Annotated in this window: 27 protein-coding genes and 1 pseudogene; 17 read left to right on the top strand and 11 right to left on the bottom strand. The window is 60.7% G+C overall.

Features of this window, described 5'->3' with window-relative positions; genetic code table 11:
• Positions 1-59: 59 nt before the first annotated feature.
• Positions 60-1,283 carry an IscS subfamily cysteine desulfurase gene (locus P0D96_RS15600; RefSeq protein WP_408180284.1) on the bottom strand — a complete coding sequence of 408 codons (1,224 nt, stop codon included), beginning with the start codon at positions 1,281-1,283 and terminating at the stop codon, positions 60-62.
• Positions 1,284-1,559: 276 nt separating this feature from the next.
• Between P0D96_RS15600 and P0D96_RS15595 the strand changes: the two genes are divergently transcribed.
• The 11 genes from P0D96_RS15595 to P0D96_RS15545 all read left to right on the top strand — a co-directional run bounded on the left by P0D96_RS15595 (position 1,560) and on the right by P0D96_RS15545 (position 11,416).
• Positions 1,560-2,090: a flavin reductase family protein gene (locus P0D96_RS15595; protein ID WP_408180309.1), complete on the top strand. Its 531-nt coding sequence runs from the start codon at positions 1,560-1,562 to the stop codon at positions 2,088-2,090.
• Between the two features lie 32 nt (positions 2,091-2,122).
• Entirely contained in the window at positions 2,123-3,601 is a 1,479-nt protein-coding gene (locus P0D96_RS15590) for a 4-hydroxyphenylacetate 3-hydroxylase family protein (protein WP_408180285.1), read from the top strand.
• Between the two features lie 40 nt (positions 3,602-3,641).
• Complete coding sequence (locus P0D96_RS15585; RefSeq protein WP_408314180.1) at positions 3,642-4,028, top strand: cupin domain-containing protein; 387 nt, start codon at positions 3,642-3,644, stop codon at positions 4,026-4,028.
• 2 nt (positions 4,029-4,030) lie between these two features.
• The gene (locus P0D96_RS15580; protein ID WP_408314178.1) at positions 4,031-5,374 is read left to right on the top strand and encodes an amidase; all 1,344 of its coding nucleotides are present in this window, start codon (positions 4,031-4,033) and stop codon (positions 5,372-5,374) included.
• 59 nt (positions 5,375-5,433) lie between these two features.
• Positions 5,434-6,669, top strand: a complete 1,236-nt coding sequence (locus P0D96_RS15575) for an ABC transporter substrate-binding protein (protein WP_408314176.1) — start codon at positions 5,434-5,436, stop codon at positions 6,667-6,669.
• Positions 6,670-6,725: 56 nt separating this feature from the next.
• On the top strand, positions 6,726-7,415 hold the full coding sequence (locus P0D96_RS15570; protein ID WP_408283681.1) for a DUF2848 domain-containing protein: 690 nt from the start codon (positions 6,726-6,728) through the stop codon (positions 7,413-7,415).
• Between the two features lie 47 nt (positions 7,416-7,462).
• Entirely contained in the window at positions 7,463-8,233 is a 771-nt protein-coding gene (locus P0D96_RS15565) for an ABC transporter ATP-binding protein (RefSeq protein WP_408314174.1), read from the top strand.
• Complete coding sequence (locus P0D96_RS15560; protein WP_408314172.1) at positions 8,214-8,984, top strand: ABC transporter ATP-binding protein; 771 nt, start codon at positions 8,214-8,216, stop codon at positions 8,982-8,984. The genes P0D96_RS15565 and P0D96_RS15560 overlap by 20 nt, the downstream gene beginning before the upstream one ends.
• 14 nt (positions 8,985-8,998) lie before the next feature.
• Positions 8,999-9,883 (top strand): branched-chain amino acid ABC transporter permease, encoded by an 885-nt coding sequence (locus tag P0D96_RS15555; RefSeq protein WP_408314170.1) that lies wholly within the window; start codon positions 8,999-9,001, stop codon positions 9,881-9,883.
• Between the two features lie 8 nt (positions 9,884-9,891).
• A complete protein-coding gene (locus tag P0D96_RS15550) occupies positions 9,892-10,938 on the top strand; it encodes a branched-chain amino acid ABC transporter permease (RefSeq protein WP_408314168.1) in 1,047 nt (348 codons plus the stop codon).
• 217 nt (positions 10,939-11,155) lie between these two features.
• Complete coding sequence (locus P0D96_RS15545) at positions 11,156-11,416, top strand: hypothetical protein (RefSeq protein WP_408314167.1); 261 nt, start codon at positions 11,156-11,158, stop codon at positions 11,414-11,416.
• 245 nt (positions 11,417-11,661) lie between these two features.
• Here the strand turns inward: P0D96_RS15545 and P0D96_RS15540 are convergent, their stop codons facing one another.
• From P0D96_RS15540 to P0D96_RS15520, 5 genes are all read right to left on the bottom strand, one after another.
• Positions 11,662-11,847, bottom strand: coding sequence for a DUF3563 family protein (locus P0D96_RS15540; protein ID WP_408283666.1), 186 nt, complete (start codon positions 11,845-11,847; stop codon positions 11,662-11,664).
• A 210-nt stretch (positions 11,848-12,057) separates the two neighbouring features.
• Positions 12,058-13,395, bottom strand: a complete 1,338-nt coding sequence (locus tag P0D96_RS15535; RefSeq protein WP_408314165.1) for a sensor histidine kinase — start codon at positions 13,393-13,395, stop codon at positions 12,058-12,060.
• Between the two features lie 108 nt (positions 13,396-13,503).
• On the bottom strand, positions 13,504-14,226 hold the full coding sequence (locus P0D96_RS15530) for a TetR/AcrR family transcriptional regulator (RefSeq protein ID WP_132378612.1): 723 nt from the start codon (positions 14,224-14,226) through the stop codon (positions 13,504-13,506).
• A gap of 106 nt (positions 14,227-14,332) precedes the next feature.
• Positions 14,333-14,554: a hypothetical protein gene (locus tag P0D96_RS15525; protein WP_408314163.1), complete on the bottom strand. Its 222-nt coding sequence runs from the start codon at positions 14,552-14,554 to the stop codon at positions 14,333-14,335.
• A 230-nt stretch (positions 14,555-14,784) separates the two neighbouring features.
• Positions 14,785-15,009: a hypothetical protein gene (locus P0D96_RS15520; protein ID WP_408314161.1), complete on the bottom strand. Its 225-nt coding sequence runs from the start codon at positions 15,007-15,009 to the stop codon at positions 14,785-14,787.
• Between the two features lie 234 nt (positions 15,010-15,243).
• On the opposite strand from P0D96_RS15520, the gene P0D96_RS15515 reads away from it, so the two are divergent.
• Positions 15,244-15,450: a hypothetical protein gene (locus P0D96_RS15515; RefSeq protein ID WP_408314159.1), complete on the top strand. Its 207-nt coding sequence runs from the start codon at positions 15,244-15,246 to the stop codon at positions 15,448-15,450.
• A gap of 187 nt (positions 15,451-15,637) precedes the next feature.
• Here the strand turns inward: P0D96_RS15515 and P0D96_RS15510 are convergent, their stop codons facing one another.
• Complete coding sequence (locus P0D96_RS15510) at positions 15,638-15,775, bottom strand: hypothetical protein (protein WP_165923937.1); 138 nt, start codon at positions 15,773-15,775, stop codon at positions 15,638-15,640.
• On the opposite strand from P0D96_RS15510, the gene P0D96_RS15505 reads away from it, so the two are divergent.
• The 4 genes from P0D96_RS15505 to P0D96_RS15490 all read left to right on the top strand — a co-directional run bounded on the left by P0D96_RS15505 (position 15,774) and on the right by P0D96_RS15490 (position 20,762).
• Positions 15,774-17,285 (top strand): sugar ABC transporter ATP-binding protein, encoded by a 1,512-nt coding sequence (locus P0D96_RS15505; protein WP_408180299.1) that lies wholly within the window; start codon positions 15,774-15,776, stop codon positions 17,283-17,285. The genes P0D96_RS15510 and P0D96_RS15505 overlap by 2 nt on opposite strands.
• Positions 17,286-17,302: 17 nt before the next feature.
• Positions 17,303-18,328: an ABC transporter permease gene (locus P0D96_RS15500; protein ID WP_132378608.1), complete on the top strand. Its 1,026-nt coding sequence runs from the start codon at positions 17,303-17,305 to the stop codon at positions 18,326-18,328.
• An 85-nt stretch (positions 18,329-18,413) separates the two neighbouring features.
• Positions 18,414-19,352, top strand: a complete 939-nt coding sequence (locus P0D96_RS15495; protein WP_408180300.1) for an ABC transporter substrate-binding protein — start codon at positions 18,414-18,416, stop codon at positions 19,350-19,352.
• 111 nt (positions 19,353-19,463) lie between these two features.
• A complete protein-coding gene (locus tag P0D96_RS15490) occupies positions 19,464-20,762 on the top strand; it encodes an L-fuconate dehydratase (protein ID WP_408314157.1) in 1,299 nt (432 codons plus the stop codon).
• Between the two features lie 73 nt (positions 20,763-20,835).
• Here P0D96_RS15490 and P0D96_RS15485 read toward each other — a convergent pair whose 3' ends face one another.
• Complete coding sequence (locus P0D96_RS15485; RefSeq protein WP_408180302.1) at positions 20,836-21,417, bottom strand: LysR family substrate-binding domain-containing protein; 582 nt, start codon at positions 21,415-21,417, stop codon at positions 20,836-20,838.
• A 32-nt stretch (positions 21,418-21,449) separates the two neighbouring features.
• Between P0D96_RS15485 and P0D96_RS15480 the strand changes: the two are divergent.
• Positions 21,450-21,836, top strand: a pseudogene (locus P0D96_RS15480) (porin); the annotation flags it as partial.
• A 68-nt stretch (positions 21,837-21,904) separates the two neighbouring features.
• On the opposite strand, the gene P0D96_RS15475 reads toward P0D96_RS15480, so the two are convergent.
• The 3 genes from P0D96_RS15475 to P0D96_RS15465 are packed head-to-tail and all read right to left on the bottom strand — an operon-like array spanning position 21,905 to position 23,988.
• Positions 21,905-22,873: a Gfo/Idh/MocA family protein gene (locus P0D96_RS15475; protein ID WP_408180303.1), complete on the bottom strand. Its 969-nt coding sequence runs from the start codon at positions 22,871-22,873 to the stop codon at positions 21,905-21,907.
• 40 nt (positions 22,874-22,913) lie between these two features.
• The gene (locus P0D96_RS15470; RefSeq protein WP_408180304.1) at positions 22,914-23,765 is read right to left on the bottom strand and encodes a sugar phosphate isomerase/epimerase family protein; all 852 of its coding nucleotides are present in this window, start codon (positions 23,763-23,765) and stop codon (positions 22,914-22,916) included.
• Positions 23,680-23,988 (bottom strand): Dabb family protein, encoded by a 309-nt coding sequence (locus P0D96_RS15465; RefSeq protein WP_408314154.1) that lies wholly within the window; start codon positions 23,986-23,988, stop codon positions 23,680-23,682. Before P0D96_RS15465 ends, P0D96_RS15470 begins: the two co-directional genes overlap by 86 nt.
• Positions 23,989-24,081 lie beyond the last annotated feature (93 nt).

The raw sequence follows: 24,081 nt of genomic DNA, 5'->3' as shown, positions 1-24,081 counted from the left end.
GCCCACCGCTGTCCCGCGTAAAGGAGCGAATCGGCACTGAGACCCTTCGCGCCACCCGCTCAATGCGCGGCCCATTGAATCGTGCTCAGATCGATCCCGTCGAGGTGCATGTCCCAAAGCGGACTCAGCGCGCGCAACTTCGCCACGGTGGTCTGCACCTGCAGGATCACCTGATCGACTTCTTCCCCCGTGGTGAACCGTCCCAGCGTGAAGCGGATCGAGCTATGTGCCAATTCATCGCTGCGGCCGAGCGCTCGCAAGACATATGACGGCTCGAGCGAAGCCGACGTGCAGGCCGATCCCGATGAGACCGCGACCCCCTTGATGCCCATGATCAAGGACTCGCCTTCCACGAAATTGAAGCTGACATTCAAGTTGTGCGGAATGCGGTGCATCATGTCGCCGTTGACGTAGACCTCTTTCATCTCCTTCAAGCCTGCCAGCAGCCGATTACGCAAGGCCTCGACGCGGCGGCTCTCGGACACCATCTCTTCCTTTGCGATTCGAAACGCTTCACCCATGCCGACGATCTGATGGGTGGGCAGCGTTCCCGAGCGCATTCCCCGCTCATGGCCGCCGCCGTGCATCTGCGCTTCGATCCGGATGCGCGGCTTGCGGCGCACATACAGGGCACCCACGCCTTTCGGGCCATACACCTTATGAGCCGTCACGGTGAGAAGGTCCACATTCAGCGCGTTCACATCAATGGCAATCTTGCCCGCAGCCTGCACGGCATCGCAATGAAACACGATGCCTTTGGCACGGCACATGGCGCCGATCTCGGCAATGGGCTGCACGACGCCCGTTTCGTTGTTGACCATCATGATCGAGACGAGAACCGTGTCGGGCCGCATCGCATTCTCTAGCGCGCCTAAATCCAGCAGACCGTCCTGCCGGACGTCCAGGTAGGTCACTTCGAAACCCTGTCGTTCCAACTCACGACACGTGTCCAGTACCGCTTTGTGTTCGGTCTTCACCGTCACGATGTGGCGGCCCTTTCCCTTATAGAAATTGGCCGCGCCCTTGATCGCGAGATTGTTGCCTTCGGTCGCACCGGAGGTCCAGACGATTTCACGCGCGTCCGCTCCCAGAAGCTCGGCAACCTGTGTGCGAGCCGTTTCCACGGCGTCGTCCGCTTCCCAGCCGTAACTGTGGCTGCGGGAGGCGGGGTTGCCGAAGCTCTCGTTCAGAAACGGAAGCATGGCTGCAACGACTCTCGGATCAACCGGTGTCGTTGCGCTGTAGTCCATATAAATCGGACGAGATGACTGCTTGGTTTGCATTGTTTCTATTCCAGAAGGCCCGGTCGATTCGTATCGGGTGAATGCCGGCAGTTGCAGCGAACGGAGTGTAGCGCGGAGTCGAGCGACTCCTGGTCAACATCCATCCAGCGAGTAGGGTCGTCGTTTCCATGCCAACTTCACATCGGGGTTTACGATAGCTTGATTAGCTTTATTGAACAGCATGTAATAAAAGCTAAGTAACAAAGCTAATAAACAACGCTTTGTGTGATGAATTCTAACATCGCCCGGTCGGCGGTGCGCCGGAAGGAGGCCGAGATGAGTGAAAGCACTGTGACGTCCAAGGACAACGCGGACCCGCAACGCCAGTTCCGCACGGCGTTGTCGATGTTCGCGACAGGGGTGGCCGTGATCACGGCGCCTAGAAACAATGCGCCGCCTATCGGTATCACCGTGGCGTCGTTCAACTCCGTTTCGCTCGATCCGCCTTTGATTCTGTTTTCTGTCGACCGGCGAAATCTGAGCTTGCCCGACCTGAGCGCGGTCGGCACCTATGCGGTGAACGTGCTCGAGGAAGCCCAGCAGGATTTGTCGAACCGCTTCGCCAAGGCGAACAGCGACAAATGGGGAGGCATGGCCGGCGTTTCGGAAAAGCGCGCTGATGCGGTTCTTCTGCCTAACTCGCTAGCTACTTTCGAATGCGAACCCTATGCGCAGTACGACGGGGGAGATCACGTCATCTTCGTCGGTCGCGTCAAGAAATATCAAACCCGGTCGGAAGGTCGACCGCTCGTCTTCTTCGGCGGCCGGTACCACACGCTCAACGGTGCTCACCAGCCTTCCGCTTGAGCGCATAGCTGCCCCAATTTTTGGAGAACATCATGATCAAGAACGGCACTCAACATATCGCCTCCCTGCGCGATGGACGGCAGGTCTATATCAACGGTCAGGCCGTCGGCGATGTGACGGCGCATCCCGCGTTCCGCAATTCCATTCGTAGCTACGCCAATCTGTACGACTTCCAGGCTCGCCCGGAGAACGTCGAAAAGATGACCTTCGCGTCGCCTGACACCGGGCGTCGCATCAGCAAGATCTGGCAACTGCCGACCTCATATGACGAACTGGTCGAGCGGCGGGCCGCGCTCGAAGCATGGACGGAACTCCATTACGGCTTCATGGGCCGTTCACCGGATCACGTCGCTTCGTGCATCTCGGGCATGTACATGGGCATCGAGGTGTTCGAGCAGTACGACCCGGCGCGCGCCGGCGCCTTGCGCGATTACTACAAGTACGCACGCGACAATGACCTCTTTCTCACCTATGTGATCGTCAATCCACAAGCCAATCAGGCGAAAGCGGCGCACGAGCAGGAAGACAAATATCTGGCCGTCGGTATCGTCGATCAGGACGCGGAAGGCATCACCGTGCGCGGCGCGAAGATGCTCGCCACCAGCGCCATCATGGCGAACGAGGTCTTCTGCAGTTGCATCCAGCCGCTGCGCCCGGGCGACGAGATGTATGCGTTGTCATTCGCCATACCCATGAACGCCAAGGGTATGAAGGTGATGTCGCGCAAATCGTACGAAGAGAACTCGCCTTCGGTTTTCGACAATCCTTTGTCGAGCCGGTACGACGAAAACGACGCGGTGCTGTACTTCGACGATGTCAAAGTGCCGTGGGAGCGCATCTTCGTGGCCGGCGACGTGGCGATGTGCGCGAAGCAATTCCACGCGACGCCCGCCCACAGCTATCAGAACTACCAGTGCCAGGTACGCCTGATGGTCAAGCTGCGCTTCCTCGTCGGTCTCGCGCTGAAGATCACGGAAATCAACGGGACCAACAGCTTCCCGCAGGTCCGCGAAACGTTGGGGCAACTCGCCTCTGAAGCGTCGATGGTGGAAGCGTGGGTCTACGGCATGGAGGCGAAAGGCCACGTGGAAAACGGCTACTTCGTACCGGACCGCAACATGCTTTACGGCTCGCAGGTCGTCACCCAGCAACTGTATTCGAAGGTGCTCAACACGCTGCGCGAACTCGCGGGCGGCGGAATGATCATGCTGCCGTCGAGCATTCGCGACTTCGAGAATCCGGACCTCCTGCGCATCATAGAAAAGACCCAGAAGTCACCTGTCTGCAGCCCCGAGGAACGCGTCAAGTTCTTCAAGCTCGCGTGGGACGCCGTCGGCTCCGAGTTCGCGTCGCGCCACAACCAATACGAACTGTTCTATGCGGGCGCGTCGTTCGTCACGAAGGGCCACGCATTTCGCACGTACGACTGGCCGCGCGCGACGGGCCTCGTCGACGAGATGTTGTCGAGCTACTCGCTCGGCGCCGAACTCGCGACCTTGCAGGCCGCCTGATTTCTCATTGCACCGATTCCAACTCACACAGGAGAGCAGCATGGCAATCAACAAACTTCATGACGAGTTTCACACGCTGGAAATGCAGCAGGGCTGGCAATTGCCGGAAGGCTACGATCCCGCTTCCGGCGCGCAGGAACTGATTCTTTCCGGCTCGCTGGATACGGACAAGAGGAAAGGCAGCCGCACGCGTTTGCTGCGCTTGCCTGCCGGGCTCTTTACGAAAAAGGCCTTTGTGCACGACTACTGGGAAGAAGTGTTTCTGGTGGAAGGTGACCTGACGGTCGGCAACGACGAGGTCGGCCAGGGCGGCACGCCGTTCAAGGGCTACACCTATGCGGTGCGGCCGCCTGGCGCCTACCACGGTCCGTTCAAGTCGGAAAAGGGCTGTGTGCTGCTCGAGATTCACTACTTCGATCCGGCCTGATCATGTTGCCCGCCATCGACGCCCTGCGTATTCAGCTCGCCGATCGCCATCTCGACGCACAGGCGCTGCTCGCCTCATGTGTCGAGAGCATCGAGGCCGATGCGGGTGAGGGCGCGAGAGTCTTCCCGCATGGCATCAGCCCCGCGGCGGCGACGCAGGCGATGACGAGCGATGCGTTGCGGCGATACGGCGTCGCGGGCCCGCTCGCCGGCATCCCGATTTCGGTCAAGGATCTCTTCGATGTACAAGGCGAGATCACCCGGGCGGGGGCACGCGTTCTGCCTGAGCACGCAGCCACGCGCGATGCCGTGGCGATTGGCCGGTTGCGTGCGGCCGGCGCCGTATTCGTGGGCCGCACCAACATGACGGAGTTTGCGTACTCGGGGCTCGGCATCAATCCGCACTACGGGACGCCGGCCAATCCATTCGGTCGCGAGACAGCGCGCATTCCCGGCGGGTCGTCGTCCGGTGCGGCGGTGTCGGTGGCGGACGGCATGGCGGCAGCCGCGATCGGCTCGGACACGGGCGGCTCGTGCCGGATTCCCGCGGCCTTGTGCGGCGTGACCGGTTTCAAGCCCACCGCGTCGCGTATTCCACTGGACGGCGCGGTGCCCTTGTCGTGCAGTTACGACTCGGTCGGATCGATGGCGCCGAGCGTCGCGTGCTGTGCCTCGATCGATTCGGTCATGGCAGGCGAAACGGACGCGCCAACGCCGCCATCTTCGGTACGTGGCTTGCGCCTCGCCGTGCCGGCGAAACCGGTGCTCGACGACATGGACGCGCACGTGGCCAGCGCATTCGAGCGCACGCTCTCCCGACTCGCGGCAGCCGGCGCGATTCTGCGAGAAGTGGAATTCGACAGCTGGAACGCACTCGCCGAGTTGACGCTGCACGGCGGACTGGTAGCGGCCGAAGCGTGGGCGTGGCACGTGAATATGATTTGCAACCAGGCGAATCAGTATGACCCGCGGGTTCTGTCCCGCATCCGTTTCGGCAGCCAGCAAAGCACAGCCGAATATCTCCGCACCAAAGCTCGCCGCTCGCTGCTGTGCAGGCAAGCCGATGTCGAATTGCAGCCATTCGATGCCGTGGTGTGTCCGACCGTGCCCATTATCGCGCCACGCATCGCGGAGCTTGCCGACGAGCGTGTCTATACATCGACAAATCGGCTGCTACTGCGCAATCCGTCGATTGCCAACATGCTCGATCTATGCGCCTTGTCCATTCCATGTCACGAGGCGGGCCGCGCGCCCGTCGGCGTGATGTTGATGGGACGGCACATGAGCGACCGGCGTCTGCTCGCAATCGGCGCGGGTGTCGAAGCGATTCTGCGTCGAACCGGCTGACGTCGCGTGCTGGTCAGCCGTCGGGCACCACGCTCGCTATTCAAATCAAGGAGGAGTCCATGTTCAAACGTCTCGTACTTACCGCGGTGCCAGCCGCGGCGATGCTGTGCGCCGGTCTATCCCATGCCGCCGATCCGGTCATGACCAATGGCGGCGTGGTGAAAATCGGTGTGCTCACCGATATGTCTTCCATCTTCTCCGACATCGGTGGAAAAGGCTCCGTTGTCGCTGCGCAGATGGCGGCGGAGGATTTCGGTGGAAAGGTCAATGGCGTCCCCATCAAAGTGATCAGCGCCGATCATCAGAACAAGACCGATGTGGCCGCCACGGTCGCGCGGGATTGGTTCGATAACCAGCACGTGGACATGGTGGAGGATTTGTTGCCGTCGTCCGTCGCGCTGGCGGTGTCGAACGTGGCGAAGGAAAAGCATCGGATCGCCATTGCAAGCGGCGCCGGAACCACGCGGCTCAGCAATGAAGATTGCTCGCCGTACACGATTCAGTACTCGTACGACACGTATGCGTTCACCACGAGCCTCGTGAAGTCGATGGCGCGCAGCGGCGACAACACCTGGTTCTTTCTGACCGTCGACTATGCGCTCGGCGCGTCGCTGGAAAAGGACGCGACCGCCGCGCTGACGGCATCCGGAGGCAAGGTTGTGGGCAAGGCAAAGCATCCGATCAACTCTTCGGATCTGTCGTCCTATCTGTTGCAGGCGCAGGCATCGAAAGCAAAGGTGATCGGCCTTGCCAACGCCGGCAGCGATACCGTGAATGCGATCAAGACGGCACGCGAGTTCGGTGTGATCGGGCAAGGCAAACAGAAAATCGCGGGCTTGCAGCTATTCATCAGCGACATCAACAGCCTTGGCCTGCAGGCTGCGCAGGGAATGATGCTGACCACGCCCTTCTATTGGGACCGTGACGACGCGAGCCGCGCCTGGTCGCAACGCTTCTTCGCGAGAACCGGGCGCATGCCGACGCTGGTCCAGGCAGGCGTCTATTCATCGACACTGCACTACCTGAAAGCCGTCAAGGCAAGCGGAACCGACGCGGCCGACACGGTCATGGCGCAAATGAGGAAGACCCCGGTCGACGATTTCTTCGCCAGGAACGGCACGATTCGCGCCGACGGCCTGATGGTCCACGACATGTATCTGGCCGAGGTCAAGAGTCCGCAGCAGTCAAAAAAGCCGTGGGACTACTACACGATCAAGCAGGTCATTCCGGCGCAGGAAGCGTTCGCGCCGCTCAGCGCGAGCCGTTGTCCGCTCGTCACCGCGAAATCCAACTGAATCGAATCGCGTGTGGCCGGAGCGCCGAACGGGCACACGCCTACAAGGAGACTGTGATGAAAGAAATCTCGTTTGAGGTCGAGGACTGTCAGGGTTCGTTCGTACGAACGATCTCGATCGATACGCTGGTCATCGCCGGCTGGACTGGCCGCGATACCGTCGCTATGGAAAAACACATTCGCGAGCTGGAAGAGTTGGGCGTCAAGCGGCCCGCCTATACACCCGTCTTTTACCGTGTCGCGGCCGAACGGCTCGAACCGACTCCGAAGATCCAGGCGACAGGCACGCAGAGCAGCGGCGAAGTGGAATTCGTTTTGTTGAAGGATGCTGGCGAAACGTTCGTCGGTATCGCATCCGACCACACCGATCGCGAAGTGGAAACCTACGGCATCACCGTATCGAAGCAGATGTGCGGCAAGCCGTGTTCACGCAAGCTCTGGCGCCTGAGCGAGGTTGCTGGCCATTGGGATGAACTGGTGTTGCGTTCCTACGCGACGATCGACGGCGAGCGCGTGCTGTATCAGCAGGGCAAGGTGACAGCCATGCGCTCGCCGCAGGATCTGCTCGACGAGTTTGCGCGTCGTGACGGCCGGTTCGTGGATGGCACGGCCATGTTGTGCGGCACGCTCGCCGCGTTCGGTGGCATCAGGCCGGCCGAGCGCTTCGACATCGAACTCGAAGATCCGATCCTGCGGCGCTCGTTGACCCATAGCTATGCAATCGAGACGCTCCCCGTGGTCGGCTGAAGCCGTCTTTTTACAACGCACGCGTCCAAGGGACGAGGAGAGCGGGTATGGCGCACACCGACCTGATTCTTGAAACCAGCAGCCTCACCAAGTCGTTCAACGGCTTCACGGCTGTCAACGCCGTCGATTTGCGCGTCCGGCGCGGCACGATTCACGCGCTGATCGGGCCGAACGGCGCGGGCAAGACGACCTGCTTCAACCTGCTGACCAAGTTTCTGACGCCGACATCAGGACAGATTTTCTTCGACGGCAAGGAGATCACGCGCGCGGCGCCTGCGTCGATTGCCCGACGCGGGGTGATTCGATCGTTCCAGATCTCCGCGGTATTTCCGCATCTGAGCCCGGTGGAGAACGTGTGTATCGGACTGCAACGCGCGCTCGGCGTGTCGTTCCGTTTCTGGATGAGTAGCGCGGTTCTCGGCCGGCTTAGGAAACACGCGCTGGAATTGCTCGATGAAGTGGGCCTCGCCGCATTTGCCGACGTCAAAACCGCTGAGCTGTCGTACGGCCACAAGCGAGCGCTCGAAATTGCCACGACGCTCGCGATGGACCCGGTTCTGATGTTGCTCGACGAACCGACGCAAGGCATGGGGCATGAGGATGTCGATCGAGTCACGGCGCTGATCAAGAAGGTATCGACCGGTCGAACGATTTTGATGGTCGAGCACAACATGAAAATCATTTCCAGCATCTCGGACACGATCACTGTGCTGCAGCGCGGGGAGATCCTGGCGGAAGGCGCATACGAAGCCGTCGCCGCCGACCCTCGGGTACGGGAAGCCTACATGGGGACCGAAAATGGATCGCTTGAACACTGAACGCCTGAAGAGTCCGGCACCGTCCGGCAACCAGAAAGCGCCTGCCGATGTTCTGAATATCAAGGGACTGCATGCGTGGTACGGGGAATCGCACATTCTGCATGGCGTCGAGGTTCGCGCCGCACGTGGCGAGGTGGTCACGTTGTTGGGACGCAATGGCTCCGGGCGCAGCACGACGCTCAAATCCATCATGGGTCTCACCGACGCACGGCGAGGTTCGATTTGCGTGAACGGCCGGGAAACGATCGGGATGCCGCCGCAAGGTGTCGCGCGATTAGGAGTGGGTTATTGCCCGGAGGAACGCGGCATCTTCGCGGGCTTGTCGTGCGAAGAAAACCTGCTGCTGCCGCCGCGACTGCCGGTGTCGAATGCGACCGGCATGTCGCTCGAAGAGATCTACGAGATTTTTCCAAACCTCGCGGAGCGCAGAGCGAGTCAGGGCACGCGCCTGTCGGGCGGCGAGCAGCAGATGCTCGCGATTGCGCGGATTCTGCGCACAGGAGCCAACCTGCTGCTACTCGACGAAATCTCGGAGGGGCTCGCGCCCGTGATCGTCCAGACGCTCGCGCGGGTCATCACGCTTCTCAAGTCGCGCGGCTTTACGGTGTTGCTAGTCGAACAGAACTTCCGGTTTGCCGCGCCGCTCGCCGATCGCTTTTACGTGATGGAGCACGGGCAGATCGTCGAAACATTCGACGCAAGCCTTCTAGCCGCAAAGACGGGCGTGCTTCAGGATCTGCTCAACGTTTGAAAAGGAAGATCATCGTGGAAATCTTTGGTATTCCGCTTACGGCGTTCTCCAGCCAACTGGTCCTCGGTCTCATGAACGGCTGCTTCTATGCCGTCTTGAGCCTGGGCTTGTCCGTCATTTTCGGGCTTCTGAACGTCATCAATTTCACGCACGGCGCGTTCTTCATGCTCGGTGCGCTATTGGCATGGATGGGCACGAACTATCTGGGACTCGGCTATTGGCCGATGCTCATCGCCGCACCATTCGCGGCCGGCGCGTTAGGGGCGCTCGTCGAGCGGACCATGCTGCGCCGGATCTACAAGCTCGATCATCTGTACGGTCTGCTGCTCACGTTGGGCCTGACGCTGATCATAGAAGGGCTGTGCCGGTCTTTCTATGGCGCATCGGGCATGTCTTATTCCGCGCCCGAAGCGTTGATGCAAGGCATGCAGCTCGGTTTCATGGTGCTGCCCGCGTATCGGGGATGGGTGGTGGTGGCGTCGTTGCTCGTGTGTGCCGGAGTCTGGTGGACGATCGAGCGGACCAACCTCGGCGCGCTGCTGCGCGCGGCGACAGAGAACCCGAAGCTAGTGGCGGCATTCGGCGTCAATGTGCCGGCCATGGTTACGTTGACTTATAGCAGCGGGGTGGCACTTGCCGCGCTGGCCGGCGTGCTCGCCGCACCCGTCATGCAGGTGTCGCCGCTGATGGGCCAGAGCGTGATCATCACCGTGTTCGCGATCGTCGTGATTGGCGGGATGGGATCGATCGCGGGGTCGGTCATTACCAGTCTGTGCCTTGGCCTGATCGAAGGGCTGACCAAGATGTTTTATCCGGAAGGGTCGGCGACAGTCGTATTCGTGATCATGGCGCTCGTGCTGCTCGTGCGCCCAAGCGGTCTTTTTGGCAATTCGAAGTGAGGCACATCATGCGAAACTGGATTGTAGGGGCTCTCGTATTGGGCTGTTTGGCCGTCGCTCCGTGGCTGGGTGCGTACCCGGTGTTCTTGATGAAGCTGATGTGTTTCGCCCTGTTCGCGTGCTCGCTGGATTTGCTGCTCGGTTACGTCGGCTTGCTGTCGTTCGGGCACGCGGCGTTCTTCGGCGGGGCCGCCTTCATCGCGGGCAGCGCCATGCGGGATCACGGCTACTCGCCGGAAGTGGCACTGCTTTTCGGTACCGGCGTGGGCGCGGCGCTCGGACTGATATTCGGGCTCTTCGCCATTCGGCGCAAGGGAATCTATTTTGCAATGGTGACGCTGGCGTTTGCCCAGATGCTGTTCTTTTTCTGCGTCCAGGCGCCGTTTACGGGCGGTGAAGATGGCTTGCAAGGTGTGCCGCGCGGGCGTCTGTTCGGCGTGCTTCCGCTCGAGAATGATCTAACGCTGTATTTCGTGATCCTGTCGATTACGACGGTCGTCTTCCTCTTTCTTGGCCGCGTCATTCATTCTCCGTTTGGCAGAATCCTCACGGCGTTGAGAGAGAACGAAGCACGGACGATTTCCCTTGGTTACGATGTGGACCGCTTCAAGCTTCTCGCGTTCGTACTATCAGCGGCAATGGCGGGGCTTGCCGGTGCGATGAAGACGCTGGTGCTGGGTTTTGCGACTCTCTCGGATGTGCATTGGACGCTATCCGGCACGGTCATTCTAATGACGCTGATCGGCGGGCTTGGAACGCGGCTGGGTCCGGTGGTGGGGGCGGTGATCGTCGTCGTGCTGGAATCCAGGTTGGCGGCGTTCGGCGGCTGGCTGGCCGATGTGACGCAGATCGCGTGGTTTCAGGGGTTGGGCGAGTCGGTCAGTTTGCTGACCGGCGTGATGTTCGTAGCCTGCGTCTTGCTGTTCAGACGCGGCATCGTCGGGGAATGCGCGCAATGGATGGAGCGGCGCGGGCGCATGCGAGCCCGCGGTCTCGAACGTCCGGCTCAGCACGAAGCGGTGCGGGCCGGGCTGGCCGAAGGGCAGGGCGGGTAAGCCGGGCTCCCTCATTCAGCGCTAATTCTGGGCGCGCAATATGTTCTCGTGGTTGGCAATCGTCGTGGAAAAGATCGATGCCGCGGTGACTTCGCCGCATCGAACTGCCGCCGTTAATTTGCGGACGGCGCCGGGATCGACCTGGCAAGCGACGTTGCAAGAGCCCGAGCCGTATCCCATACCCAGAATGAAGCTGCAACTTTGAAGGAGCATTACCATGAACAAGTTTTTCCGCACCACACTGCTCGCCGCCATGATCGCTTTGCCGACTGCGGCGTTCGCACAACCTGTCACCCAGGTCGATGAAATGCAGGTCGAGATGGTGGCCTACGAAGTCGTCGGTGTCGATTCACCGCCGATGTCGACGCATACCACTCCGGCTATCGGTAACCACGGCGCGCATGCCGGCGCAATTCCAGCCGAACTGCTGCGTCCAAACTCGAACGTGGGCTTGAATTCGATTTACCTCCGTCACTAAACAATGACCCAGACAGAAAAACGCAACCGGCGATTACGCTCGACACATGTCGGGTAGTAATCGCCGGTTCAACGCTTGCGAGTCGTCAACTGGACTCGGTGTCTAACCGGGCCTATGGCGATATCGAATGCCGACCGTACTGGGCTTCCCTGTTTCCGGCAATGTGCGCGGGCACGGACCGACCTTCGCAGTCCTCCCGCGTTTCACGCTCAGCTATTGCATTTCGGTGCCGCCGTCGAGGCGGGTCAATCGGCCCGTACTCGGGACGCGTCGCGCGAATAAAACGCGAACGGTTGATGGTTCATCTCGATCATTCGCATGCGGTTTTCGAGGTCGGCGAAATCGACCGCTTCGGCCAGAAACGCGTCGCGTTGGCGGTCTCGTGAGTCGAAGAAGAGTGAACCCAGGCCCTTGGCAAATTTTTCAAACATGACGTGCTCCGTTCGTTAGTACGACGAGCGTGATGAATGAATGGCCTTGAAATGAAGCGCTGCCCGTCGATGAACATCATCGTAGGCGCGAAGAATGAGTCGCAAATGAGCGGTGAACGATGGCGATGAACGCCGGGTGATGTTATGCGCCGAGCAGGTAGAGCCGCAAGATCGCTCCACGCTGTTTCCGGCAACCGGGTACGCCGCCCATCAAGCAGCATCGGCCGGTTCAATTGGAAAACTGACCGTGGCAACGATGCCGGACTGTCCATCGTTGCGGTTGCGGAGCGTCACCGTCCCGCCATACCGTGTGACAATCGCCTTCACAATCGAGAGCCCGAGCCCACTGCCTTCAATGTCCGTATTGGCGCGAAAGAAACGATCGAACACGCGGGGCAGCAGGGTTTCGTCGATGCCGGGACCGGTGTCCGTCACTTCGACATCCACCATTCCGTTCTGCACGCGGGTCGACAAATCGATCGTGCCGCCGTCGGGCGTATAGCGAACCGCATTGCTGACGAGGTTCTTGATCACGGTGCCGACGTCGAGTTCGATTGCGCGCACGTTGGCGCTGACCATTTCGTCCGCGCCGATATCGATGCCGCGCTGCATGGCGATCGGCAACACGTCGGCAATGGCGTTGACGACGGCGGCCGCGACATCGACGCTGACCATCGCCCGTGTCAGAGATTGGCCGACGGGTGGCGCGTCCGCGCGCGCGAGCCGCAACAACTGCGAAATCAGATTGCTGCTTCGCGTGATCCCGCCTTGAAGCGCGCGAAACCGTTCCTGATTGCTGGGCATGATGTCGCGTTGCAGATTATCAGCCTGCAATTGCAGAGCGGTGAGCGGTGTTCGCAACTCGTGCGCCGCATCGGAAATGAATTTGCGCTCACTCTCGACGGAGCGGGCAAGCCGCTCGATCATCAGATTGATCGAGCGGATGAACGGCAGCAGTTCGGTGGGCACACCCGTGAGCGGCAACGCTTGCAGATGGTTCACGTCGATAACGCGGACCTCGTTGCCGAGCCGATTCAGCTCCCGCAACGAACGACTCACGACAAAGATCACCGCGGCCCAGACGAGCGGGATCAACACGACGATTGGCCATAGGGTCTTGGTCGCGGCGGCCTCCTCGATCTCATGACGTACTGACAGGCGCTGCGCGACCTGGACAGTCTGAGCGCCGTCACGCGCCGTATAGATCCGCCACCGTTCGCCATTGACCACCGGCGACGTGAAACCGGTGGCCGCATCGCGCGGCAGGAGCAGCGACGGCTCGGTGGATCGTACGGGCTGTGTTTCGCCTTCTTTCCAGATGACGATGAAAATATCGCGGGCGTCTTGCGACCCGCGCGCCGGAACCGTCGGGATGCCGTCGCCGAAGCCGACTCGCAAACGGGATGCGACCTGTTCCATGCGCAGATCGAGCACCGCGCTCATGCCTGCCACGCAGAACTGGTAGGAGCTCACGCCCTGCAAAATGGCGAACAGGCTCACCACGGCGCCGATTGCGATAACGAGTTGGTTGCGGAGCGATTTGAGCATGGATGTGAACGTCAGAAGGAACGAGTGGCGAGGCCGCGAGAGGAAGCACGCGTTCCCGTTATTGGCTTTAGCATGAGCGTTGCTTCATCGCGTCGTGAGCCTTCGAGTTCATTTTCGGCCTTTGCCCGCGGGCTCGGCGGGAACGATCTGGACGTGCTCGATCGCGGCTTCCACCAGATCCTCGGCGCTCCGTATGCCGTCGGCGGATGCGGCCAGCGCATTCAGGCGTCCATCGATTAGAAGCAAGGCAAGTCCGTGAACGTAGGCCCAGCCCGCAGTCATGGCGATGGCCTGAGCCGCAGTGGTTCGGCCGAATGAGGATCTATCCTCCTCCGTGCGTTCGGCGGGCGCGCTGAATACGCCGGCCAGGGCGCGCGCCGACACTTGCCGCGCCTGCGCAAGAGCAGGGCGCGCCGCGTCGAGCATTTCGTTGCGCGACATGAGGTGCAGCAAATCCGGATTGGCGACCGCGAAGCTGACATAGCCGCGGGCGATGGCTTTGCGCCGCGCCTGGCCCGCTTCGATACCGTCCGCCTGCTCCGCCATGGAAGCGGCGAGCCGCCGGTGTCCGCTGGCGGCAAGTTCGCTCAGCACCCCAGCCGTGTCGCCGAAATGATGCTGGGGCGCCGTATGCGATACGCCGGCCTCGCGCGCGATAGCGCGCAATGTCAGACCGCGAATGCCGTCGCGCCGCAGTACGACCTCCGCCGCTTCAAGCAACGCGTGGGGCAGCGCGCCGTGATGATAGGGCTTGTCGCGTGACGAGTGATCGGCTGGGGCAGTAGTTTTTGGAGACGCGGACGCTTTGCGGCGTGACGTTGCTTCTTTCATGGTTGTTGGTCGCGAGCAGTATTTTTACAGTGAAAAGATATATTGGCCGACTGAAAGGGGAAAGTCAAAATCTTCGCGCTGAAAATATCGACCCATACGTCGCGGACTACATACCGTTCAGCCTATGCAGCCGGTATCCGTTGATCAGGCCGACGTCGTAAGCGCTCTCCAGCGCGCGAGCAATATCTTCAGCGCGGACGACGACAAAGCGCGCGTCCTGCCTTTGTACTGGCGAAGCGAGGGGCTCGATGCCCAAACAATCGATCGCTATTTCACTTAAGGTGTCTAAACGTTCATCGCCAAGCGTATTCATACAGGTGGCTGTCATCAAATGGATTCCTTGTTTGCGCAGCAGGCTGCGCCACTAGGGTGATCCGGAATTTCAGTAGTGCCACTGATCGAATCACCGTGCTGGTCACGTCGGGCGTAAAATCTTTACAGCGGTAAGATTATCGTCCCCTGGCGCGACGCCGGTCAAGTCATCTTTGCACTGTAAAAATATATGGGAACGGATTGTCGTTAAAACTGGCTCGCTGATCCCGATGCGGATGTTTGCGTTCATTGACGTCGGTGTGCAGGCGTTCGAACTGCCGCGGTCGTTGCAATTGCACCGATTTTCACAAGGCGCTGTGCTTTTCCCATCCGGCCGGCATCGCGATGTTTGACGACGTGCCGGCGCGTCTCGCCGGCCACACCGACCAGCAGCAGGAAGATCGAACCGGTGGCCGCGGCACTCGCGCTCGCCACCGAGATATCTATGAGCCATTCAAGCACGTCGGCCATGGGTCATCCCCGTCGTTACCATGACGATGAGGGTATCGGGCTTGAATTAGCGATGAATTAGCAGGGCTTCAGGCTAACGTAAGCTTCGCGGCCGACGGTCGGTGCAACGCGACACCAAGCTGAGCGCCGCTAGACGGCCTGGACCATTGCCGGCCAACCTGGTAGCATCACGCGCAGAGACGCCGTGGATAGTCGGCGGCCCTGCAACTCGCTGGACATCTAGATAGACTGGTTATGGAAAAGAAACGATCGCGGATTCGCCGGGAAGCGCTGTGCCCGCCGATTGGCGCGCTGCTGCGCTACCAGGCGCGCATCGTGCGCGTTGTCACCGAAGCGCGCGGCCAGCGAGCGATGATCGAATCGCTCGACACCACGGGCCGCACCTTTGTCAGCACCGTGAAATGGAACAGCCTGCGCGAGCTCGGCGCTCAACTGTTCTGATATTGAAGGCCAACGCATCGGCCTGAAATCGGCGACAAATCAAATAGTGGGAAGCAGGCAAGCGACGCATTCAGGAGTCTCATCCTATTAGGGAATGCCTAACCTTGAGCCGGCGAGGTCCAGCGTCGTAAAATCGTGGCACATCGATTTGAGGGCCCAGCAATGCGTCTGGCTTCTCGTTGCGATTTCAACCGCGCTTTGCACCGTCCGTCTTTGCACTGCGATACCCGGCGGCGCCCGGCGCAGCGGGGTTCCACGTTTTTTCGATCCGCTCCTCGCAATGAGGCCAGCGGCGCTCGCGGATTTGTCGTTCGATCCGCATCATGACCCCGCTCATTTCCGTCAAACGGCTCAGCAAGCGCTTTCCCGGCGTGAGGGCGCTTCACGAAGTCCAGTTCGAGCTCATGACGGGCGAAGTCCACGCGCTAATGGGCGAGAACGGCGCCGGCAAGTCGACGCTGATGAAAATCCTCGCCGGCGTGTACACGCGGGATACCGGCGAAATCATCTATGACGGCCAGCCGGTCGATTTCCAGAGCCCGCGCGAGGCGCAGGCCGTGGGCGTCGGCATCATTCATCAGGAACTCCAGCTGATGAACCATCTGACCGTCGCGCAGAACATGTTCATCGGCCGCGAGCCACGCGGGCGACTCGGACTGTTCCTCGACGAAGACAAGCTCAACGCGCAGGCGCACGACATTCTAGCCCGCATGCACGTGAGTCTCGACCCGCGCGCGGTGGTCAGCACGCTGACCGTCGCAAAGCAGCAGATGGTCGAGATCGCCAAGGCTTTGTCCTACGACTCGCGCGTCCTGATCATGGACGAACCGACCTCGGCGCTCAACGACGCCGAAATCGCCGAGCTGTTCCGCATCATCCGCGAGCTGAAGAGCCGGGGCGTGGGGATCGTCTATATCTCGCACAAGATGGATGAGTTGAAGCAGATTGCCGACCGCGTCACCGTGTTGCGCGACGGTGAATATGTGGCAACGGTCGAGGCGAAAGACACCAGCGTGCAGGCGATCATCGGCATGATGGTCGGGCGCACCTTGACCGACACCGCGCCTTCCCAACACATCGCCAACCAGGGCGAGGTCGCACTCGAAGTCACCAATCTGAACGCCGGCCCGCTGGTCAGAGACGTGAGCTTTGCGCTGCGCAAGGGCGAGATACTGGGTTTTGCGGGCTTGATGGGCGCCGGTCGTACCGAAGTCGCCCGCGCCGTGTTCGGCGCCGATCCGATCGAATCGGGCGAGATCGTCGTGAAAGGCGTGAAAGCGACGATCAGGAATCCGAGCGATGCGGTGGCGCGCGGTATCGGCTATCTGTCTGAAGACCGCAAGCGCTTCGGCCTCGCGACCGGAATGAGCGTCGAATCGAACATCGTGATGTCCAACTTGCGCAAATTCCTGTCGCTGAACTTTTTCCTGCGCCGTACGCAGATACGCCGGACCGCCGCGCATTTCATCAATCTGCTCGCCATTCGCACGCCTTCCGCGACGCAGGAGGTGCGGCTGCTCTCGGGCGGCAATCAGCAGAAAATCGTCATTGCGAAATGGCTCGAGCGCGACTGCGACGTGCTCTTCTTCGACGAGCCGACGCGCGGCATCGACGTCGGCGCTAAAAGTGAAATCTACAAGCTTCTGCGCTCGCTCGCGGATCAGGGCAAGGCAATCGTAATGATCTCGTCGGAACTGCCGGAAATCCTGCGCATGAGCGACCGCATCGTCGTGATGTGCGAGGGCCGCATCACCGGCGAACTTCCTGCGACGGGAGCGACCCAGGAGCGCATCATGCAACTGGCCACGCAGCGCGAACCCCTAAACGCGGCGTGAGCCTCGAGAGGTCTCTTATGACACTGCAATCGGACACTTCGGCGCTGGGCAATAAAAAGAGGTCCTCGAGCCTTAGAGCCCGCGTCTTCACGCCGACCGCTTTGCAAAAGCTGCTCGCCTTCGGGAGCCTGATCCTGCTGTTGGTGTTTTTCAGCTTCGCGTCTCCCGCTTTCATGCAGATGGACAACATGCTCGGGATTCTGCAGGCGACGGCGGTCAACGGCGTGCTGGCGATCGCCTGCACGTTCGTCATCATTACCGGAGGCATCGATTTGTCGGTCGGCACGTTGATGACTTTTACCGCAGTGATTTGCGGCGTGTTTCTGACCTACTGGCATTTGCCGATGTGGACCGGCGTCCTTGCCGCGATTGGCACGGGCGCGATCTGCGGGACCGTTTCGGGCACCCTCACGGCGAAAATGAAAATACCGCCGTTCATTGCCACGCTCGGCATGATGATGCTGCTGAAAGGGCTTTCGCTGGTCGTCTCGGCCGACAAGCCGATCTATTTCACCGACACCGAAAACTTCTACATGATCTCGCAGGATTCGCTGATCGGTGACCTGTTGCCGAGCCTGCCGGTTCCGAACGCGGTCCTGATTCTGTTTTTCCTGGCGGTGGTGAGTTCGATCACGCTCAATCGCACGGCGCTTGGGCGCTACACGTTTGCGCTCGGCAGCAACGAAGAGGCGGTGCGCCTGTCCGGCGTGAATGTCGATCGGTGGAAGATCGCCATTTACGGTCTGAGCGGAGCGATTTGCGGGGTCGCCGGTCTGCTCATCGCCTCGCGCCTGAATTCGGCCCAGCCGGCGCTAGGTCAAGGCTACGAACTCGAAGCGATCGCGGCCGTGGTCATCGGCGGGACTTCTCTTAGCGGCGGCGCGGGCACGATTCTCGGCACGATCATCGGAGCGTTCATCATGAGCGTGCTGACCAACGGTCTGCGCATCATGTCCGTCGCGCAGGAATGGCAGATCGTGGTGACCGGTCTCATCATCATTCTCGCGGTCTACGGCGATATTTTGCGGCGCAAGAAAAGCTGATGCGACGCGGGGCAGGATAAGGAATGGAGCGCCATAAGCTCCCCAACGGCTGAAGTTGATAGCCCATCTTAGGAGGAGAAACACCATGTTGAAAAGAAAACTAATCGGTGTCGTGGTCGGCGTTGGCGCTCTCATTGGCGGGACGAGCGTGACATATGCGGACACCTACATCCCGCTCATTTCGAAGGGCTTCCAGCATCAGTTCTGGCAGGCCGTCAAAGCCGGGGCGGAACAGTCGGCCAAGGAGCACAACGTCAGGATCACCTTCGAGGGGCCGGAAACCGAGGCCATGGTCGACAAGCAGATCGACATGCTCTCGGCCGCGCTCGCCAAGAAGCCGCAGGCGCTCGGCATCGCCGCACTCGATAGCAAGGCGGCCATTCCGCTGTTAAAGCGCGCGCAGGCCGGCAAGATACCCGTGATCGCTTTCGACTCCGGCGTGGACAGCGATATTCCGCTGACGACGTGTGCAACGGATAACCTCGCCGCGGCTGCCCTCGCCGCCGACAAGATGGCCGAGGCGATCGGCAATGCCGGCGAAGTCGGCGTGATCGTGCACGATCAGACGAGCCGCACCGGCGTCGATCGCCGCGATGGCTTCCTGAACGAAATGAAATCGAAGCACCCGAACATCAAGATCGTTTCAGTCCAATATGGCGGCGGCGACCATTTGAAGTCGGCGGAAATTGCCAAGACGATGATCCAGGCCACCCCCAATCTCAAGGGCATATTCGGGGCGAATGAGGGCTCGGCCGCAGGTGCCGCGATCGGAGTCAAGGAATCCGGCAAAAAACTGGTGCTGATCGGCTTCGACTCCGGCAAGGAGCAGAAGGACGACATCAATTCGGGTTTGATGGCCGGCGCCATTACGCAGAACCCGGTCGGCATCGGCAAGTGCGTGGTCGACTCCGCGGTGAAGGCGCTCAAGGGCGAGAAGCTGCCCAAGAAAGTCGACACGGGCTTCTACTGGTACGACAAGACCAATATGACCGATCCGAAGATCGCAGCCGTGCTCTACGATTGATCGTCGCCGCCTGAACGCGGTGAGAGGGGATGGGTCGCGGCGTCGTTCGATGCCACGGCCCTGTTGGCTTTTGGACCGAAGTCGATGGCTGCCGCAGAGGAAAGTGTTCAGATGCCCACGATCACCAAGCTGTCCGTCCGTGACATTCGGTTTCCCACCTCGCGCTCATTGGACGGCTCCGATGCAATGAACGCCGCGCCGGATTATTCCGCCGCCTACGTCACGCTCGAAACTGATTCGCCCGACGCGCTCACTGGCCACGGCCTTACCTTCACGATCGGACGCGGCAACGAGATTTGCGTGACCGCGGTACAGGCGCTTGCTCCGCTGATCGTCGGCAAACGGCTCGAGGATATCGCCGCGAACATGGGCGCTTTCTGGCGCGCGCTGACGTCGGACAGCCAGTTGCGCTGGATCGGCCCGGACAAAGGCGCGATTCATCTGGCGACGGCGGCTGTCGTCAACGCGGCCTGGGATCTGTGGGCCAAAGCGGAAGGCAAGCCCGTGTGGAAGCTGCTCGTCGACATGAGCCCCGAAGAACTCGTGCGTTGCCTCGATTTCCGCTACGTGACGGATGCGATCACGCCGGAGGAGGCCATCGCCATGCTGCATCGTCACGCGAAGACGCGCGGCGAACGGGAAAAGGAAATGCTCGCGCAGGGCTATCCCGCCTACACGACATCGGCGGGGTGGCTCGGCTACGACGACGACAAGATCCGCCGGCTCGCGCGTGAAGGCGTCGCGCAGGGTTGGACGCACTTCAAGCAGAAGGTGGGCGGCAATCTCGAAGAGGATATGCGCCGTGCTCGCATCCTGCGCGAAGAAATCGGCGAGGATCTGAAGCTGATGATGGACGCGAACCAGGTGTGGGATGTCGACGAAGCGGTCGCCAACATGCGGCGCCTGGCGCAATTCGATCCGTGGTGGATCGAGGAGCCCACGAGTCCCGACGACATTCTCGGTCACGCGGCCATCCGCGAGCGGATTCGGCCGATCGGCGTCGCGACGGGCGAGCACTGTCATAACCGGGTGATGTTCAAGCAGTTGCTGCAGGCGCGGGCCATCGACTTCTGTCAGGTCGATAGCTGCCGCCTGGGTGGGCTGAACGAAGTGATCATCGTCCTGCTGATGGCGGCGAAATTCGGCGTGCCGGTGTGCCCGCATGCGGGCGGTGTCGGATTGTGCGAGTACGTCCAGCACATTTCGCTGTTCGACTATATCTGCGTGTCGGCGTCACTTGAAAACCGGGTGCTCGAATACGTGGATCATTTGCATGAGCATTTCGTCGATCCGGTTGTGATCCGCAATGGCCGTTATATGCCGCCGCAGCGTCCGGGTTACAGCATCGAGATGCATGCGGCGTCGCTTGATGAGTATGACTTTCCTGAGGGGGCGGCGTGGAAGGGGTGACACCTGTGCTCGACTTGAGTCTGCGAAAGCATTGCGCTGAATTCTTCGGCGCTGGTTCCGTTGATTCGACGTCTTACCGCAACCCCAGCGCAAGCTCCGCAAATTGCATCGCTCGCGCATTCGCATCGCCGTAACGGTGCGCGATATATAACGTGGTCGTGGTGTCGGTCTCATCGAGCGTTCTGAACACGACGCCGGGCACCGCGATGGTTTGCAACGTAGCCGGCACCAACGCAATGCCAAGCCCTGTCGCCGTCAGGCCGATCAACGTCGAAGCCTGCTGCGCTTCTTGCACCACCTGCGGTTCAAAGCCGCGTTTCGCGCACAGCGCAAGTATCTGCTGCGACACGGCCACACCCGCGGCGCGCGGATACGCAATAAACGGCTCGCCGCGCAAATCCTTGATCTTGATCGACGTGGCCTTCGCCAGGCGGTGCCCGGCATGCATGGCAACAAGCAACGGCTCTTCCATCAACGGCGTGAAAACGAGTTCGGTCCGCGGCGTGTTGTCCGGCAACCGCAGCAAACCGACATCCAGCTCACGCTGTTCGATCGCCTCGATCTGCAACGACGAGGACAGCTCGAGCAACGAGATATTCACCTTCGGCCGCTGCGTGCGGTAAGCGTGAATCAGACGCGGGAAAAGCGGCGACAACGAAGACGCGTTCGTATAGCGTCAGCAGCTTCGGCATTGGCGGCAGTTACCGCTTCGGCCGTAGCCTTACTCGTCTCCTGTTCACCGATGTGCATTTCCGCGTTCGCGACGACAGCGGCTCTATGACCACTTACGAGGCCAACGAAGTATTCCAGCTAACGCCCGCCACCACGCTGATGGGCGGCTACTGGTATAGCAAACTCGAAGGGCAGAAGTGGCAGAACGTGACGGTGCTGCTCGACTATGCGTTGTCCAAGCGTACCGACGTCTACACGAGTGCAACGTATCTGCGTGCATCAGGCGGCGCGGCGCCTGTGTTTCTCGGCGGTGGCGTGGCGCCGGTGTTTGCAAACGGCGAGTATGTGAGTACCGGCCAATCGTCGACGGCGGTGCGCGTCGGCATTCGCACCTTGTTCTAGGGTTTCGTTTAATGTGGCGGCGTGATTGGCGGTTCATCCGACGATCTGGCCGCCTGACGTTCTAATCGTCAGCGAAGTATCTGATCGATGACGCGCTGATTGGCAAGCGAACTCTCGAGAGAAAATGCGAGTCCGGTTTTGCGGCCGATGACCGTGTCCGAGAAGTCCTCTACCATCGCCTGATACTGGTCTACATCGCTGAATTTCTGCAAGTGTTCATTGCCTGTTTCATTTGAACGATGGCGGACTTGCGCAGGGCCATAGCTTCCCGGATTGAACGGCGCATCGACGCTCAGCCATCCTTTGGTGCCATGAAAGATCATGTGCTGGCGGCGCGCCATTTGTGTGCCGCAATAGAAGCTCAGCGTGAACCCCGGAAAATCCGCGACGCAGCGGGCGAACCGGTCGGTGCCGAAACGCGGGTCCAACACGACCTCGCTCTGGACGCGATCGGGTTCCAGGCCGGTGGCAAGACGCGTAGTGACGACCGGATATACGCCGATGTCTCGCACGCCGCCGCCGCCGAGTGCGAGGTTGTTCTTGAGCGCGTCGGGGTCGTCATTGAAGTAGGTAAATGAGCCTTCAACCAGCTTGAGCTCGCCGATCAAGCCTTGTGCAAGACTATCGCGCACAAAGGTCCACTGCGGATGATGCGCCACCATGAACGCTTCGGCGCATACAAGACCCGTTTGATCGCGCAACGCGATCAGTTCCTGCACCTCGGCCGCACTCATGGCAATCGGCTTCTCGCACAACACGTGCTTGCCGCCGAGCATTGCCTTCTTGCACCATTCGAAGTGGCTTGCCGTCGGCAGCGGAATATAGATCGCATCCACGTCCGGGCTCGCGATCACTTCCTCATAGCTGGACGATACATGCGCGATATCATGCTTCGTCGCGAAAGCCTGCGCGCGGGCGTGATCGCGGCTGGCTACCGTAGTCACCCGGCCATTGCGCGATCGTTGCAGGGCCGGCACCACGAAGTTGTTCGCGATCTTTGCGGCGCCTAATACGCCCCAACGGACTCTGTCTGTCATTGTCTTTCCTTTATTGTTGATGCGGTTCCGCGTTGCGCTGTCAGCAGACGCTCTGCAGACGTTCGGCACAGATTGCCAGAACTTCTTCCGGATCACGCCGCCACCAGTCTTGCGCGGAAAAAATTTCGACTTCGATCAGCCCATCGTAGCCGGCTCGTTCAATGGTTTGCCGAACGGCGGGCAGGTCGATCACGCCATCGCCCATCATGCCTCGATCGAGCAACACGTCGCGCGTTTCGCGCAGCCAGTCACACACGTGATACGCAAGAAGTCGCTCGGCGCGGCCCGCTGCCTCGATTGACGCCGTCAGCGCGGGGTCCCACCAGCAGTGATAGACATCCACGGCGACGCCGATCATTCCGCTGCGATCATTATCCACGCGCTCGCAAATTTCCAATGCCTGCGCGATGGTGTTGAGCACGGCACGGTCAGCTGCGTACACCGGATGCAGCGGTTCGAGCGCAAGCGGCACACCGCAGTCGCGAGCGGTTTCTAGCAGCATCGCAATGCCCTCTGTAACCTGGTTTCGCGCGCTCGTCAGATCCCGGCTGCCTTCGGGCAGTCCACCGACCACCATCACGAAGCAACGCGCGCCGAGGGTGGCCGCGTCACGCAACGCAGCGCGGTTGGCTTCGACGTTCGCCGCGAATTCCGCCGATGTCGTCGCCGGCAAGTAAGTCGAGCGGCAATAGCCCGTTACCGTGAGATCGAGCGCCTTGATCTGTCTCGCGATCTGCACGACGTCGGCTTCGTCGACTTCGCGACGCCACGGCGCAATCCCGCCGAAACCGGCTCTGGCGATGCGGTCAATCGTGCGACTGAGCGGCTCCCGATGCCCCAGCGTGGCGGTATTGATGGAGCACAGGTCGAGTCTTCCCTGAAGGTTTCTCATAAGTTTCCAGATCGATATCGAACACGAGCAGGCCTTGCGCGCCGCCATCGAGTGCTTCGAGCAGACGCGCGCCGATCGCCTGATGCGTCGGGTGTGCGAGATACGCAAAGCAGGCCGCGCGGCTCTCGAAGTCCATCATGAAGCCGTCGGCGAAGTTCATGCCGTAGCCTTCCGGCGACACATTGGGTCCGCACTGAAAGTTCGTGAAGGCAATGCCGGGCACTTCGGTGAGCCGCCGGATCTGCTCGAAGAACGCGAGCCGCGGGGGGGGCCGGGGCCGCGCGCGCGCCCCACCGACCTAACGATGACGCCCACC

Source organism: Paraburkholderia sp. RL17-347-BIC-D (assembly GCF_046027915.1).
GTDB lineage: Bacteria > Pseudomonadota > Gammaproteobacteria > Burkholderiales > Burkholderiaceae > Paraburkholderia.
This window is presented reverse-complemented; position numbering and strand designations above follow the sequence as displayed.